Consider the following 15203-nt stretch of genomic DNA (forward strand, 5'->3'; position numbering starts at 1 on the left):
GAGAGTCCGTCATTTCTGTAAAGATTTTAAAATGAAAAAAGGTCAAGTAAATTAATACTTGACCTTTTTTGTGACCCGACTGGGGCTCGAACCCAGGACCCCATCATTAAAAGTGATGTGCTCTACCAACTGAGCTATCGAGTCATTCTTTTCTTGAACGCGGGTGCAAATATAAGGAGTTATTTTTTAAATACCACTACCTTCTTTTAAGTTAATTTAATGTAAATGTATTGTTTTGAATTAATGAATTGAAATAGAGGTAGAAACAAAAAAAATAAAATGCTTTCTATGTGTTTTTAATTTTTTGTAATCGTGGTGGTTTGCAATGAAAGCTTTTTATTGTGTTATTTAAGGGATTTACGGCAGTTGTATATTCTCTTTTTAGATTTTTATTAGTCATATTTGTTTTTCTGTCTAAATTGATCTGTCAGATTATTTACTATTAAAAAATTATAGCCAATATCAATTGTTTTACCTTTTAGTTTAAAAAATCTGCCGTCAGTATAGATTGTTTCTTTTTTTGCTTCATTATTCCAAAATTGAATTTGATATTTATTTTCGAATTTATGATTGGTTTCTTTGCCTTCGAAAATTTCGGTTAAAAGATAAAAACTCTCAGATTTTGTTAGATCGCAAATTTCATTTCCTTTGCTAAATTTTATTCTCCATATTGATAATAAAGGTTTTTCAACTTTTAGCGGGACAAGTTTTATTTGTTGGTATAAATATCTAACAGGTGTGTATGCCCAAATTAGTGTAGTTGGAGATTGTCTGCCGTAATCACTGATCGATTTTACTATTTTATTGTTTTTAATAAATGTTATAGTAACCGTCTCGTCGTCAGTCCAATTTCCTTCATAGTTATTTTCAAGTTTTTTTATATCGGCTTTTTTAAAATTGTTTTGAATTTTTTGATATTCAGTTTGAGTAATCTTTGATTTAAATTGGCCATTTTGAGTATTGTACTGCTGACCATTATAGAAGATGTTACCGCTTTTGTCAATACTTATGTTTGAAACAGGACAAGTACCATAACAGCCAGAAGATGAAACTATAATTTTGTCGTAATTTTCATTTGGATCAATTTTATACTTGGTTCTTGCATATTTGGCAAACAGGCTGTCAGCTACTTTTGTTGTTAATGTGTCGCCAATAAGTGACTGTATTTTTTGATTGTCCCAGGTCTTACTCAATAAATCAAAAATTTTAAGACTATCGTTTTCAATCTTATATTTGGTCTGAGTTCCTAAGAAAATTGTTTCCCTGTCTCTTCTTTCGTCTCCTTCAATTCTTTTAAAATACCCGGATTTGTCTTCGCATAAATTATTTTCTGAAAAAATATATCCTTGTACATGGTTGCCAAGAATAGTTGGTGGCGGAGGCGTGTGAGAATTGTTTTTTTTTTGGTTTTCTTTGGTCTTCTGTTTTGATGTAGGTTCACTCACCAAGAATATCTTTCTTTAATTGCTCGTCTTTATTTTTTTTGCAAGAAAAAAAAATAAATACAATTAAAACACATAGTATATTTTTTAGCTTCATAAATTTATGTATACTCTAAATTATATATTTGTAAACTTTCGGTTTTGTAAATATAATAGATTTTTGAAGTAAATATTAAAGCATGTATTTAGTTGAACTGCCTTAAAATTAAAAAAGCGGAAATCTTGTAAATAAAGATTTCCGCTTTTAGTGACCACGGTGGGATTTGAACCCACACGCCCTTACGAGCACCACCCCCTCAAGATGGCAAGTCTACCGTTTCTCCACGTGGCCTCAAATAAAAAAAGGTCAAGTAAATGAATACTCGACCTTTTGTGACCCGACTGGGGCTCGAACCCAGGACCCCATCATTAAAAGTGATGTGCTCTACCAACTGAGCTATCGAGTCATGCTATCAAGAAAAGTATTTTGTAAATCACAAATTTTGTGACCCGACTGGGGCTCGAACCCAGGACCCCATCATTAAAAGTGATGTGCTCTACCAACTGAGCTATCGAGTCATATTCTTTCCTTGAATGCGGGTGCAAATATAAGGAGTTATTTTTGATATTTGCAAGCTTATTTATTATAAATTTGTCTTTTTTTAATCAAAATTTACAACACCTTAATTTTTAGGTTCTTATTAAAATGAAAAAGATTATATTATTAGGATATATGGGCTGCGGAAAGTCAACAATTGCCCAAAACTTGTCAAAAATTACAAATATTCCGTTTCTGGATTTAGATAAATGTATCGAAAATAAAGCAAATTTATCTATAAATGAGATTTTCGAGCAATTTGGAGAGATCCATTTTAGGAAATTAGAACACGAAATGTTTCTGGAATTACTTCAATCTTCAGAAAACAGCATCATAGGTTTAGGCGGAGGAACGCCTTGTTATGCCAATAACCATGAATTATTAAAAAGAGACGATGTTACCTCGATTTATTTAAAGGCTTCAATAGACACTTTATACAATAGATTAATTCATAACAAAAGCAAGCGCCCGTTAATCGCTAATATGGATGAAGAGGAAATGAGAGAATTTATCGCAAAGCATTTGTTCGACAGAAGCTATTATTACAACCATGCACAACATAAAGTTTCGGTTGATGATAAAGCTGTCGATGAAACAGTTCAGGATATTCTGGAAATCTTAGCTTAAAAAAGCATAATTGTCGCCGTTGTCATCAAAAACAACCTGAACATGCTCTAATAAAGAGGTAGATAAAGAGATTCCTTTAAAATCGGCCTTTACAGGGTATTTTTTGTGATTTCGATCTACAAGTACTGCTGTTTTGAATTTCTTTAGCGGAACGTCTAAGAAATGACGAACAGCATAGATTAAAGTAGTGCCTGAATTTAAAACGTCATCTACAAGTACTAATCCTTTGTTTTCGTATTCTTCTTTAGTTAAAGAAGTCTGAATAGGCAATTGCGGATTTTGTTTGTCGACCTTAACTTCGCAAAGAGAAACCTTAAGTGTCGAAATTGTACTTAGGGCTAAAGCAATTTTTTGAGCAAAAATAGATCCGTTAGAAGCGATTCCGGCAATTACAACTTCTTCTTCGTCAACAAAAGTTTCGTATATCTGGTAAGCAATACGTTTTATTTTATGTTCGATTTCCTGATTTGTTAAGATGATGTTTTTGCTCATGATTTTTTTTGCTAAATTACAACTAGAATTTTAGATTTTAGATTTTAGATTTCAGATTTTTTGAATTGGAATTTGGGATTTGAAAAATTGATTTTTAATTCTTGTCTTCTTCATCAATAATATCATTTCCGTATTCGTCGATATCTCTTCTGTCTTTTTTGGTTGGTCTTCCGGTTCCGGTTTTTCTGTAATGCTCTTTAGATAGTTTTAATAGTTCTAAATGCGCATAAGCTTCGGCCGGGGTTTCATTTTTTCTGTAAATATCTACCAGTTTTGCACCAACGCGGCTTTCCGGTATATCAAGGACCGTTATAATTTGTGTGATCTGATCTTTTCTAAAGGTAATTTTATCAGTTGGAAAAACTTCTTTAGAGGGTTTGGCAACCTGCCCATTTACTGTAATATGGTTCTTTTTGCAAGCTTCAGTAACCATATTTCTGGTTTTGTAATAGCGTACGCACCATAAGTATTTATCTATTCGCATAATTTTTCTAAATTCAAAGTTAAATTCTTTACAAAAATAAATCAATATTGTATCTTGCGCACCTAAAAAATTAACAATAATGAATAAATTTAAATATTATTTTATTTTATTACTTGCGGGAATAGCGATTGTGTCTTGTAATAAAAGTGATGATGACGATGTTGTGACTGTGCCTCTAAGAGACTATAAAGAACAATACAAAGCTGATAATGATTCTATTGTTAAGTATTTAAAGACTAATTATATTAAGGAAGTAACTCCTAATTTTGATATTGTAATTGAAAAAATTCCTGCAGGAGGAACGCAAACTTCAATTTGGGATCAAACGGAATATCCTTTGAAGACAAGAAAGGTTTACAGTAATGATGTGAATTATGAGGTATATTTTTTAAGTTTAAGGGAAGGAACAGGTAGCAAGCCAATGAATACAGATAGAATTGTTGCTTCGTATTCAGGTAATTTTTTGAATGGGAAAGTATTTGATAGTTCTTATGGAAATGCCGAGACTTTTAACTTATTTGCATACTCACCTGAGGGTAGTGTAATCGAGGGCTGGTCTGAGATTTTTCCTCAGTTTAAAACAGGTATCTCTACTCCGCCTGCAGGGAATGGTGTTATTACTTATGATAATTATGGTGCAGGAGTTATGTTTTTGCCTTCAGGATTAGCTTATTATGCCGGTACTGTAGGTACTGATGGTCCTGCGTATTCTTGTTTAGTATTTAGTTTCAAGTTGTTTGATTTACAAAGAATGGATAATGAATATACTGTTTCTAATTCGACAGGAGGAATTGTTATCGTTGGGGATGGCGTTCCTGATTATTTAGAAGATGTAAATGGTGATGGTTATGTTTATGATTTTAGAAACACAACTAAATATCCGAAACCTACAGATGACTTGATTGACGACACCGATGGAGACGGAATAGCTGACTTTGTAGATTTTGATGATGATGGTGACGGCTTTAGTACAAGGTTTGAGCTTACAAAACCAACAAATGAAATTGGTATGGTTAAAGTAGGTGATGTTTATATAAATTATGGAACTGGATTTTATTATCCTTGGGATGCTAGAGAAGATAATCCTGCTACGCCAAATACAAATGAATTTGAACCTAGAGGAATTCCTAGAAAACCAACAGGTGCAAATGGAGCTTTTGTGAAAGAAGATTATACAGCTGCAGGACGATTAAGAATTCATCTTGATAAAACATACCCGATCAAAAAGAATTAACTTTTTGATTCATAATAAACTAAAAAACCCGAAAGTGATTTCGGGTTTTTTTTTTGTTAGTAAAAAAGTCTCTAATGTTTAAATGTGTATTGTTTTTAGAAATTAATTTATCCGTTTACGTTTTCCCGTAATGAATATCTGAATCAAAATAGTAGGTTTGTAAGAATAATGATTGAATCTCAAATAAAAAGCAAGAGTTTAGTAGAGCTTTTGCTGCAATTAAAGATCAGTTAAGGAGGCTGCAAATAGAAAGAAGCGATGAGTATGATAAGATGAGTCGTGATTTTTGTTCAACTAATAATGATGTGCTTGGGGGGTATCATCGGTTATTAGTTCGGCCTGTGAAGTTACGGAAGTCCAGATTTATCTGATGTTGAATTTTGTTCATTCAGGTTCGAATCCGATAGCTGTGCTTTCTACTGATCTTTCCTTGTACTACTATTTATTGTTAGTACAAACTAAAAACCCCGAAAGTGATTTCGGGGTTTTTGATATAAAGTAAGAAAATCTAAAAATTATTTTCTTTTGATCACTCTTTCTACAGCTTCAACAATCGCCTGGTTATTCAATTTGTATTTTTCCATTAATTGCTCCGGAGTTCCAGATTCACCAAAACTATCGTTTACAGCAACAAACTCTTGTGGAGCTGGATTGTTTAAAGCCAGTACTCTTGAAACACTTTCTCCAAGACCTCCAAGAATGTTGTGCTCTTCTGCAGTTACCACACATTTCGTTTTAGCCAATGATTTTAGAATCGCTTCTTCGTCAAGAGGTTTAATAGTGTGAATGTTGATTACTTCGGCAGAAATTCCTTTTGCTTCAAGAGCTTCAGCAGCAATAAGAGCTTCCCAAACTAAGTGTCCTGTTGCAACGATTGTTACATCAGTTCCTTCGTTTAATAAAATTGCTTTTCCAATTACGAAAGGTTCGTCAGCTGGCATAAAGTTAGGCACAACCGGACGGCCAAAACGTAAATAAGCAGGACCATGATGATCTGCTAATGCTAATGTAGCAGCTTTAGTTTGGTTGTAATCACAAGTATTGATTACGGTCATTCCAGGCAACATTTTCATTAATCCGATATCTTCAAGGATTTGGTGAGTTGCTCCATCTTCACCAAGTGTTAAACCAGCGTGAGAAGCACAGATTTTTACATTTTTATCAGAATAAGCAACAGATTGACGAATTTGATCGTAAACTCTTCCTGTAGAGAAGTTAGCGAAAGTTCCTGTAAAAGGAATTTTTCCTCCAATTGTTAAACCTGCAGCGATACCAATCATGTTAGCTTCTGCGATACCAATCTGGAAAAAACGCTCCGGGTGATTTTTCTTGAAATCATCAAATTTTAATGAACCAATTAAATCAGCACAAAGTGCTACTACTTTTTCGTTTTTTTGACCTAGTTCAGTCATTCCCGCTCCAAAACCTGAACGAGTATCTTTACTTCCTGTATTTGTATATTTTTTCATTTTGTTTTTTGCTGTACGCAATAGGCTGTAGGCAATAGGCATAAAGCTTATTGCTTAAAGCTTAAAGCTTTTTTTAATAATCGATTTGATCTGCAGAATAGTTTTGAGCCAAAGCACTTTCCAATTGGTCATTGTTTGGTGCTTTACCGTGCCATGCATGAGTATGCATCATAAAATCAACTCCGTTACCCATTTCAGTATATAGTAAAATACAAACTGGTTTTCCTTTTCCTGTTCTTGATTTTGCATCAGTTAAACCTGCAATGATAGCATCGATGTTGTTTCCTTCTTTAATTTCAAGAACGTCCCAGTCAAAAGCTTCAAATTTTGCACGGATACTTCCCATGGCCAAAACTTCGTCAGTTGTACCATCAATTTGTTTTCCGTTAACGTCAACAGTTGCAATAAGGTTGTCTACTTTTTTAGCAGAAGCATACATGATCGCTTCCCAGTTTTGACCTTCTTGTAATTCACCGTCTCCGTGTAAAGTATAGATTAAGTGATTGTCACCATTTAATTTTTTTGCCTGAGCAGCACCAAGAGCTACAGATAAACCTTGTCCTAATGAACCAGAAGCCATACGAACTCCAGGCAATCCTTCGTGAGTTGTTGGGTGCCCTTGTAAACGTGAGTTTAATAATCTGAAAGTTGCAAGTTCTGAAACAGGGAAATAACCGCTACGTGCTAATACGCTATAAAATACAGGAGAAATATGACCATTTGAAAGGAAGAAAATATCTTCTCCAATTCCGTCCATATCAAAACCTTCTTTACGCTCCATAATGTTTTGGTACAGTGTTACCAAAAATTCAGTACAACCTAGTGAACCACCTGGGTGACCTGAGTTGACAGCATGTACCATTCGAAGAATATCTCTTCTTACTTGGATAGTTAAATCGCTTAATTGTTGTGTGTTAGGCTTCATTTTATGTGTAAAAGTTAAACTGGTGCAAAAGTAATTTTTATTTTGCGGGCTGACAAATGATTTTTAGCTTTAGTTTGCTGTAATTGTTAAATTTTAGCCCTTTTTTTATTGATTTAGAAAAAAAAGGAAATCTTCTTAAGAGAAAAAAAGGTTGTAATAGATAAAAATGATTCAATTGATTTAAAAAAAATGGATGCTAATGTGTGTGAGCTGTCGCAAAAAGTATATTCTATAATAAAAAAAGTTTGCCACAGATTAAAAGATTAAGGTGATTTAAAAACCAGGTTAATCTTTTAATCTGTGGCAAAAAGGGTTATTCAGTGTCGCCTTCGCTATAAAAATTGTTTTCTTCGTCTTCTGAGCCAATTTCTTCCTGCTCATCGTCAAGTTCTGAGCCTGGAATATCTAAATCGTTTCCGAGTTTGTCACTATTTTGTTTCCATTCATTGTCATTGTTATCGTTTTGAATGACTGTTCTTTCGCCTGAAATTCCTTCAGGATCGATGTCTTCCAGTTTTTCTTCCTGATTATAAATGTCTTCGTTTGCCGGATAATCTAAATTTTCCAGATTTTTCTCGATTTGATCATCTTTAATTTGATCTAGATCTGGAGATTTTTTTTCTTCTGAATTTATCATGGTTTCTAATTTTTAAAGTGTTTTATAAAGTTAAGAAATCAATGATTTAGTAGTGTTATAGTTTTTGAATCAGAATGTTGTAGTATTCACATTCTTCTGTTTGAATTAAAAATTCCAGAGTTTGTTTCAGGTTATCAGAATTATTATCTCATTTTCTAATTAACAAATTATCTAATTCCGCGAATATCTCTCCAGGTAATTAATTGAATGTTGTTTTCTTTTAGTTTTGATTTGCATTCTTGGCTGGTAAAAAAATCAAAGTCAATTTGACGCCAGGCTGATCCAAAATTTGGATGATTTATGGTAATGCCTTGCATTTCACTATCATCAAAAGCGGGATGAAGCAAAAAGACATTGAAGCCAGGCTCAACATTATCTAAAGCTTTTGCATAAGAAGATTTGAGTTCTCCTTTTTCGAAATCATTAAAATAGCCTATTAAAAGATTGTCGGAGACAAGGGTATTTTCATAATTATATTTTTCATCGGATAAACTAATAGATTCTACAAATTCTTTGTTAATGAAAACGGGTAAACCATAGGTTTTTCCGAGTTCTTTATAGATTTCTAAAATTTGCGGAGTTACTCCCACGCTGCACATATGCGAATCGAGATGGGTAGGCTGTATGCCGAATTGTAATGCTCTTTCTATTTGTGCCGTAAGTTCTTTTTTGACTTCTTCTGGTTTTGCATTGTTTTTGAAATCTTTTCGGGTTTTATAAAAATATCCGTTTTGATCTGTTAAACTCGAAACTTCTGCCACTGGAAGAATTGGTCCGAATTTATAATTTTCCCATTCGCAAGTCAGTGTTAAATGAATGCCACAATCATAATTGGGATTGTTTTTGGCAAATGCTGCCATTTCATAAAACCATGGGCAAGGAACCATTATACTATAAGAGTTTACGGATCCGTTTTGGAGTGCTTTTATAGTGGCCTGATTTTCTGAATGTGATAATCCGGCATCGTCGGCATGAATGATTAAGAGTTTTGTGTCTTGAGGATATCCTAGTTTTTGGGCTAAGTTCATTTTTTTCTTTTTGTTTTTTGCAAGCAGATTTTGCAGATTTTTTTTTGATTGTATTCAAATTTAAAAATTTCTGATGAAACTGTCACGTCTTTTTTTTGCGTTAGCGATAGAAGTGAAAAGCCCACAGCCTGACTAAGGAAGTGCGAGGACTTGTAGCGGATAGCCCGATCCGCCGCGGCGGAAACGCTATCGGGAAAATAAATTCTAAATTCTAAATCCAAACTCAAAAAACCAAAGTTTTAGGTTGATGAAAATCATTATCTCATTTTCTAATTGACAAATTATCTAATTGATTAAATTTTCCTGAAATTAGCCTATCTTTGCCGACTGAAAAAAGAAACAGATGAAGTTTGATTTATTGAAAAAAGATCCGCAATCTAAAGCGAGAGCGGGAAGCATTACTACAGATCACGGCGTAATCGAAACGCCTATTTTTATGCCTGTTGGAACGGTTGCATCTGTAAAAGGGGTACACCAGCGTGAGCTAAAAGAAGATATTAATCCGGATATTATCCTGGGAAACACATACCATTTATATTTACGTCCGCAGACAGAAATTCTTGAAAAAGCGGGAGGATTGCACAAATTTATGAATTGGGATCGTAATATTTTGACGGATTCTGGTGGATATCAGGTGTATTCTCTTTCGAATAACAGGAAAATTAAGGAAGAAGGAGTAAAGTTTAAATCGCATATTGATGGTTCATACCACTTTTTTTCACCTGAAAGTGTAATGGAAATTCAGCGTACGATTGGGGCTGATATTATTATGGCTTTTGATGAATGTACACCTTATCCTTGCGATTACAGATACGCGCAGCGCTCTATGCATATGACACACCGTTGGTTGGATCGTTGTATCAGCCATTTGGATAAAGTGCCTTATAAATACGGATACGAGCAAACTTTTTTCCCTATTGTTCAGGGAAGTACTTATAAAGATTTACGTCAGCAATCTGCTGAATATATTGCCAATGCAGGACAACAAGGAAATGCTATTGGCGGTTTATCAGTAGGGGAACCTGCTGAGGAAATGTATGCCATGACCGAAGTGGTTTGCGAAATTTTACCGGAAGATAAACCTCGTTATTTAATGGGAGTAGGAACTCCAATTAATATTTTAGAAAATATTGCGTTAGGTATTGATATGTTTGATTGTGTTATGCCAACTCGTAATGCCAGAAACGGTATGTTGTTTACGGCAAACGGAACAATCAATATTAAAAACAAAAAGTGGGAAGCTGATTTTTCACCAATCGACGAGATGGGGCATACTTTTGTAGATACTGAATATACAAAAGCATATTTACGTCACTTATTTGCAGCCAACGAATATTTAGGAAAACAAATTGCTACGATTCATAATCTTGGTTTCTATATGTGGTTGGTTCGTGAAGCCAGAAAACATATCTTAGCAGGAGATTTTAGACCATGGAAAGAAATGATGGTTAAAAACATGAGTCAAAGACTTTAAAAAAAGCTTCAAGTTTCAGGTTTTACGTTTCAAGTTCTGAGTAGAACCTGAAACCTGAAACAAAACAAACAAAACAATATATGCTGACGATAATAGATAAGTATATTTTAAAAAGATATTTAGCCACTTTCTCGGTGATGATCTTATTATTTATTCCGATTGGGATTGTAATTGACGTCTCTGAAAAGGTGAATAAAATGCTGGAGAACAAGATTCCGTTTACAGCAATCGCGGTCTATTATTACAATTTTACGATTTATTTTGCGAACTCCTTGTTTCCGATATTTTTGTTTTTATCGGTGATTTGGTTTACCTCGAAATTGGCCAATAATACTGAAATTATTGCGATTTTAAGTTCGGGAATTTCGTTTACCCGTTTTTTACGACCTTATATTATTGGCGCTTCGATTGTTTCGGTTTTTGTGCTTTTAATGGGGTTTTTCATCGTTCCGGCTGCCAGTGAAGGTTTTAATAATTTTAGGTATACGTATCTGAAAGGAAACGGAAAACAGCTGATGCGGGGGGAAAATACCAACGTATACAGACAGATTAATGACAACGATTTTATTTTTGTAAATAGTTTTAATGAGGAGTCTAAAACGGCTTTTAATTTTACATTGGAACATTTCGAAAAAGAGCAGTTAACGTATAAAATTACTGCAAGTCGTATTAAATGGGATCCTAAAAAGAAAATCTACATTCTGTATGATTATACCAAAAGAACTCTTGGTGAACTTAATGATAAAATAGAAAAAGTACCTGAGAAGAATGTGGCTTTCAAATTTGAACTGGCTGATTTAACTCCGGTAGTTTATATTGCAGAGACGCTTCCGCTAGGTAAGCTGATTGATTTTATCGAGAAGGAACGCAAAAGAGGTTCAGGAAATATCAACACTTATCTGGTAGTACTTTACAAAAAATACAGCGTACCGGTTTCTGCTTTTATCCTTACCATTATTGCCGTAGCGGTTTCGTCTATGAAACGCCGTGGTGGTATGGGAACGAATCTTGCCATAGGTATTGCAATTGCATTTTCATTCGTATTTTTTGATAAAATATTCGGTACTCTTGCCGAAAAATCTACTTTCTCACCTTTATTTGCTGTCTGGTTCCCGAATATGGTTTTCGGAATTTTGGCAGTATACCTATTACGTAATGCGAAACGATAATTTAAAAAGTTATTTAAATCTTCATTTAATTGTTTTTATCTGGGGTTTCACGGCTGTTCTTGGCGCTTTGATCACGATTGATGCTGAAAATTTAGTATGGTTTAGAATGCTTCTTGCCGGGATTTTTCTGGCTGGTTTTATTGTATATAAGAAACAATCTTTCGTGATTTCGGCTACATCTTTTGCTAAATTAATTTTTGTTGGATTGCTAATTGCAATGCACTGGATTTTCTTTTTCAAGGCGATTCATGTTTCGAATGTGTCGATAACACTTTCGATATTTTCGTTAGGTGCTTTTTTTGCCTCCTTGCTTGAACCGCTTTTTTATGGAAGAAAAATTTTATTTTATGAAGTTTTCTTCGGGTTAATTATTATAGCAGGTTTAGCATTAATCATGCGGGTAGAAGTAAAATACCTGGAAGGAATGTATTACGCTTTGGCCTCGATCATTTTAGGGGTTTTATTTACCTTAATGAATGGTAAGTTAATTTCTGACCATGAACCTTCGGTAATCACGTTTTATGAGTTTGGAGCGGGAGTTTTTTTTATTTCGATTTATTTTTTGATACAAGGAAAATTCAATGCAGATTTCTTTACCATGTCACTAAATAACTGGATTCTGCTATTGGTTTTAGCATCGGTTTGTACTGCGTATGCCTTTACGGCATCTGTAAAAGTGATGCAGAAATTAACGCCTTATACGGTAATGTTAACGACTAACTTAGAGCCTGTTTACGGAATTATTCTGGCGTATTTTATTTTGGGAGGAAAAGAAAAAATGAGTGCAGAATTTTATATTGGCGCGCTGATAATTGTAATTACGGTTATCTTAAATGGCGTTTTTAAACATTATAAAAATAAGAAGGAAGTGTAATAATTTCCTTATTTTTAAATTACATTTTTACATTTTAAATACGATTTAATCACACCAATGATATAATATTTTTATATTTGCGGTTCGATTTAAAAACAAAATTCAAAAATCCATGGAATATTTAGATTTTGAGCTTCCAATAAAAGAACTTGAAGAACAGTTAGAAAAGTGTGTTATAATTGGAAAAGAATCTGATGTTGATGTAACACCAACCTGCAAGGAAATCAACAAAAAATTAGAACAAACTAAGAAAGAAATATACAAAAACCTTACGGCTTGGCAACGAGTTCAGCTATCAAGGCATCCTAACAGACCTTACACTTTAGACTATATCAGAGCAATTTGCGGAGATACATTTTTAGAACTTCACGGAGACAGAAATTTTAAAGATGATAAAGCGATGGTGGGCGGACTAGGAAAAATAAACGGTCAGTCGTTTATGATCGTGGGTCAGCAAAAAGGTTTTAATACAAAAACACGTCAGTACCGTAATTTTGGTATGGCAAATCCTGAAGGATACCGTAAAGCTTTGCGTTTGATGAAAATGGCAGAGAAATTCGGAATTCCGGTTTTAACTTTAGTAGATACTCCGGGTGCATATCCAGGTCTTGAAGCCGAAGAAAGAGGACAAGGAGAAGCTATTGCCAGAAACATTTTCGAAATGGTTCGTTTACAAGTGCCAATTATCACCATTATCGTTGGTGAAGGTGCTTCTGGAGGAGCTTTAGGAATAGGTGTTGGTGATAAAGTATACATGTTAGAAAACACATGGTACTCGGTAATTTCGCCAGAATCATGTTCGTCTATTTTATGGAAAAGCTGGGAGTACAAAGAACGTGCTGCAGATGCTTTAAAATTGACTTCATCTGACATGAAAAAACAAAAATTAGTTGATGATGTAATACCAGAACCGCTGGGTGGAGCGCATTACGATCGCGAAACTACTTTCAAAACAGTAGCAGAATACATCACTAAAGGATATAATGAATTAAAAGACTTATCAACAGCCGACTTAATTGCCCAAAGAATGGACAAATACAGTAATATGGGCGAGTATAAAGAGTAAATTCATGTAAAACGATTTAAAATCCGAAGCCTTACAGTTTCGGATTTTTTTTTGGTTATGAACAAAATCATCTTATTTATAAACAATTAATAGTTATAACTCGATAGCAATTTTTTTTTAAATTTTGCTACTTTCGCTATATGGAAAATTTCAAAAATGCAAACCCTGCAAAGGTAAATAAACCCTCAGTTATTAGTTTGGAAAAAGGGAAACTCCCTCCGCAAGTTCTTGATTTAGAAGAAGCTGTGCTTGGGGCGATGATGATTGATAAAAAAGGAGTTGATGATGTAATTGATATTTTGCAAGGAGATGCTTTTTACAAAGAGGCGCACAAATATATTTTTGAAGCAATCGTTCAGCTTTTTACAGAAACACAGCCAATCGATTTGTTGACGGTTTCGACTCAGTTGAAGAAAAATGGAAAATTAGAATTGGCTGGAGGAGATTTTTATTTAATTCAGCTTACGCAAAAAATTGCCTCTTCGGCGCATATCGAATTTCACTCACGTATTATTCTTCAAAAATTTATTCAAAGAAGTTTGATTCGTATTTCGACTGAAATTATCGAAGCATCTTATGATGAAACTGCCGATGTATTTGATTTGCTTGATCAGGCCGAATCAAAATTATATGAAGTAACACAAGGAAATATCAAGCGTAGTTCTGAAACTGCTCAGAGTTTAGTCCTTCAGGCTAAAAAGAAGATTGAAGAAATTGCAAAACAAGAAGGTTTAAGTGGTGTTGAAACTGGTTTTCATAATCTTGATAAACTGACTTCAGGATGGCAGCCCAGCGATTTAATTATTATCGCGGCGAGACCTGCGATGGGAAAAACGGCCTTTGTACTTTCGATGGCAAGAAATATTGCTATTCAGTACGGGCATGGTGTAGCTTTGTTCTCTCTTGAGATGGCTTCGGTTCAGTTGATCACGAGGTTAATTTCCTCAGAGACAGGATTGTCATCAGAGAAATTACGTACCGGTAAACTAGAACCCCACGAATGGGAAATGTTGAGTACCAAAGTAAAAAACTTAGAAAAAGCCCCTTTGTTTATTGATGATACGCCGTCACTTTCTATTTTCGATTTAAGAGCAAAATGTCGTCGTTTGGTTTCACAGCATGGTATCAAGATTATAATCATTGATTATTTGCAGTTGATGACTGCCGGAGGAAATAATAAAGGAGGAGGAAATCGTGAGCAGGAGATTTCTACAATTTCCCGAAACTTAAAAGCCCTGGCAAAAGAGCTAAACGTTCCGGTAATTGCACTATCTCAGTTATCGCGTGCGGTAGAGACGCGTGGTTCCAGTAAACGTCCGTTGCTATCGGATCTTCGTGAATCTGGGGCAATTGAGCAGGATGCTGATATTGTTTCGTTTTTATACCGTCCTGAATATTACAAAATTGAAGAATGGGATGATGATGAAGCATCGCCAACTACAGGTCAGGCAGAAATCATGATCGCGAAGCACCGTAATGGTGGTATCGAAAACATTCGATTAAAATTTATTGGACACCTTGGTAAGTTTGATAACCTTGATGATTTCTCTGGTAGTTATGATGATTTACCATCAAAAATGAATCATGAAGATAATCCGTTTATCACTAAAAATTTACCATCGCCTAATGAAGCGTTTGGCAGTAACTTAAATGATGACGATGACGATAGCGATGTTCCGTTTTAATAATATAATTAAGCCTCTTT

General features: G+C 34.4%; 14 protein-coding genes and 4 tRNA genes. 7 read left to right on the forward strand and 11 right to left on the reverse strand.

Going from position 1 to position 15203, the window contains the following annotated elements:
* Positions 1 to 71: 71 nt before the first annotated feature.
* From GIY83_RS24530 to GIY83_RS24550, 5 genes are all read right to left on the reverse strand, one after another.
* Positions 72 to 144: transfer RNA gene (locus GIY83_RS24530), tRNA-Lys, on the reverse strand.
* Positions 145 to 392: 248 nt separating this feature from the next.
* Positions 393 to 1445 carry a DUF6438 domain-containing protein gene (locus GIY83_RS24535; RefSeq protein ID WP_208683945.1) on the reverse strand — a complete coding sequence of 351 codons (1053 nt, stop codon included), beginning with the start codon at positions 1443 to 1445 and terminating at the stop codon, positions 393 to 395.
* Positions 1446 to 1690: 245 nt separating this feature from the next.
* A tRNA-Leu gene (locus tag GIY83_RS24540) sits at positions 1691 to 1773 on the reverse strand.
* A gap of 42 nt (positions 1774 to 1815) precedes the next feature.
* Positions 1816 to 1888: transfer RNA gene (locus GIY83_RS24545), tRNA-Lys, on the reverse strand.
* A gap of 39 nt (positions 1889 to 1927) precedes the next feature.
* Positions 1928 to 2000 (reverse strand) — tRNA-Lys (locus GIY83_RS24550).
* A 127-nt stretch (positions 2001 to 2127) separates the two neighbouring features.
* On the opposite strand from GIY83_RS24550, the gene GIY83_RS24555 reads away from it, so the two are divergent.
* On the forward strand, positions 2128 to 2646 hold the full coding sequence (locus GIY83_RS24555; protein ID WP_194620291.1) for a shikimate kinase: 519 nt from the start codon (positions 2128 to 2130) through the stop codon (positions 2644 to 2646).
* Here GIY83_RS24555 and GIY83_RS24560 read toward each other — a convergent pair.
* Entirely contained in the window at positions 2638 to 3138 is a 501-nt protein-coding gene (locus tag GIY83_RS24560; RefSeq protein ID WP_065451151.1) for a phosphoribosyltransferase domain-containing protein, read from the reverse strand. The genes GIY83_RS24555 and GIY83_RS24560 overlap by 9 nt on opposite strands.
* A 94-nt stretch (positions 3139 to 3232) precedes the next feature.
* Complete coding sequence (locus GIY83_RS24565; protein WP_208683947.1) at positions 3233 to 3622, reverse strand: RNA-binding S4 domain-containing protein; 390 nt, start codon at positions 3620 to 3622, stop codon at positions 3233 to 3235.
* A gap of 79 nt (positions 3623 to 3701) precedes the next feature.
* On the opposite strand from GIY83_RS24565, the gene GIY83_RS24570 reads away from it, so the two are divergent.
* On the forward strand, positions 3702 to 4856 hold the full coding sequence (locus GIY83_RS24570; protein WP_208683949.1) for an FKBP-type peptidyl-prolyl cis-trans isomerase: 1155 nt from the start codon (positions 3702 to 3704) through the stop codon (positions 4854 to 4856).
* 515 nt (positions 4857 to 5371) lie between these two features.
* Here GIY83_RS24570 and GIY83_RS24575 read toward each other — a convergent pair.
* From GIY83_RS24575 to GIY83_RS24590, 4 genes are all read right to left on the reverse strand, one after another.
* On the reverse strand, positions 5372 to 6325 hold the full coding sequence (locus tag GIY83_RS24575; RefSeq protein ID WP_065451154.1) for a transketolase family protein: 954 nt from the start codon (positions 6323 to 6325) through the stop codon (positions 5372 to 5374).
* A gap of 73 nt (positions 6326 to 6398) precedes the next feature.
* Positions 6399 to 7250, reverse strand: coding sequence for a transketolase (locus GIY83_RS24580; protein WP_194620285.1), 852 nt, complete (start codon positions 7248 to 7250; stop codon positions 6399 to 6401).
* A 313-nt stretch (positions 7251 to 7563) separates the two neighbouring features.
* Positions 7564 to 7887 carry a hypothetical protein gene (locus GIY83_RS24585; RefSeq protein ID WP_194620283.1) on the reverse strand — a complete coding sequence of 108 codons (324 nt, stop codon included), beginning with the start codon at positions 7885 to 7887 and terminating at the stop codon, positions 7564 to 7566.
* 167 nt (positions 7888 to 8054) lie between these two features.
* Positions 8055 to 8915 carry a polysaccharide deacetylase family protein gene (locus GIY83_RS24590; RefSeq protein ID WP_208683950.1) on the reverse strand — a complete coding sequence of 287 codons (861 nt, stop codon included), beginning with the start codon at positions 8913 to 8915 and terminating at the stop codon, positions 8055 to 8057.
* Between the two features lie 343 nt (positions 8916 to 9258).
* Between GIY83_RS24590 and tgt the strand changes: the two genes are divergently transcribed.
* From tgt to dnaB, 5 genes are all read left to right on the forward strand, one after another.
* Complete coding sequence (gene tgt / locus GIY83_RS24595) at positions 9259 to 10389, forward strand: tRNA guanosine(34) transglycosylase Tgt (RefSeq protein ID WP_194620279.1); 1131 nt, start codon at positions 9259 to 9261, stop codon at positions 10387 to 10389.
* A gap of 80 nt (positions 10390 to 10469) precedes the next feature.
* Complete coding sequence (locus tag GIY83_RS24600; RefSeq protein ID WP_194620277.1) at positions 10470 to 11558, forward strand: LptF/LptG family permease; 1089 nt, start codon at positions 10470 to 10472, stop codon at positions 11556 to 11558.
* A complete protein-coding gene (locus GIY83_RS24605; protein WP_194620274.1) occupies positions 11545 to 12432 on the forward strand; it encodes a DMT family transporter in 888 nt (295 codons plus the stop codon). Before GIY83_RS24600 ends, GIY83_RS24605 begins: the two co-directional genes overlap by 14 nt.
* 112 nt (positions 12433 to 12544) lie before the next feature.
* Positions 12545 to 13498 (forward strand): acetyl-CoA carboxylase carboxyltransferase subunit alpha, encoded by a 954-nt coding sequence (locus tag GIY83_RS24610; RefSeq protein WP_194620272.1) that lies wholly within the window; start codon positions 12545 to 12547, stop codon positions 13496 to 13498.
* A gap of 140 nt (positions 13499 to 13638) precedes the next feature.
* Positions 13639 to 15183 carry a replicative DNA helicase gene (dnaB, locus tag GIY83_RS24615; protein ID WP_208683952.1) on the forward strand — a complete coding sequence of 515 codons (1545 nt, stop codon included), beginning with the start codon at positions 13639 to 13641 and terminating at the stop codon, positions 15181 to 15183.
* Positions 15184 to 15203: the final 20 nt, after the last annotated feature.

This window comes from Flavobacterium sp. SLB02, from assembly GCF_009664855.1.
Classification (GTDB): Bacteria; Bacteroidota; Bacteroidia; order Flavobacteriales; family Flavobacteriaceae; genus Flavobacterium.

Bases quoted from the DNA above. Each gene is read 5' to 3' on its own strand.
- GIY83_RS24555 (WP_194620291.1), top strand. From the start codon at position 2,128: ATGAAAAAGATTATATTATTAGGATATATGGGCTGCGGAAAGTCAACA.
- GIY83_RS24560 (WP_065451151.1), bottom strand. From the start codon at position 3,138: ATGAGCAAAAACATCATCTTAACAAATCAGGAAATCGAACATAAAATA.
- GIY83_RS24565 (WP_208683947.1), bottom strand. From the start codon at position 3,622: ATGCGAATAGATAAATACTTATGGTGCGTACGCTATTACAAAACCAGA.
- GIY83_RS24570 (WP_208683949.1), top strand. From the start codon at position 3,702: ATGAATAAATTTAAATATTATTTTATTTTATTACTTGCGGGAATAGCG.
- GIY83_RS24575 (WP_065451154.1), bottom strand. From the start codon at position 6,325: ATGAAAAAATATACAAATACAGGAAGTAAAGATACTCGTTCAGGTTTT.
- GIY83_RS24580 (WP_194620285.1), bottom strand. From the start codon at position 7,250: ATGAAGCCTAACACACAACAATTAAGCGATTTAACTATCCAAGTAAGA.
- GIY83_RS24585 (WP_194620283.1), bottom strand. From the start codon at position 7,887: ATGATAAATTCAGAAGAAAAAAAATCTCCAGATCTAGATCAAATTAAA.
- GIY83_RS24590 (WP_208683950.1), bottom strand. From the start codon at position 8,915: ATGAACTTAGCCCAAAAACTAGGATATCCTCAAGACACAAAACTCTTA.
- tgt (WP_194620279.1), top strand. From the start codon at position 9,259: ATGAAGTTTGATTTATTGAAAAAAGATCCGCAATCTAAAGCGAGAGCG.
- GIY83_RS24600 (WP_194620277.1), top strand. From the start codon at position 10,470: ATGCTGACGATAATAGATAAGTATATTTTAAAAAGATATTTAGCCACT.
- GIY83_RS24605 (WP_194620274.1), top strand. From the start codon at position 11,545: ATGCGAAACGATAATTTAAAAAGTTATTTAAATCTTCATTTAATTGTT.
- GIY83_RS24610 (WP_194620272.1), top strand. From the start codon at position 12,545: ATGGAATATTTAGATTTTGAGCTTCCAATAAAAGAACTTGAAGAACAG.
- dnaB (WP_208683952.1), top strand. From the start codon at position 13,639: ATGGAAAATTTCAAAAATGCAAACCCTGCAAAGGTAAATAAACCCTCA.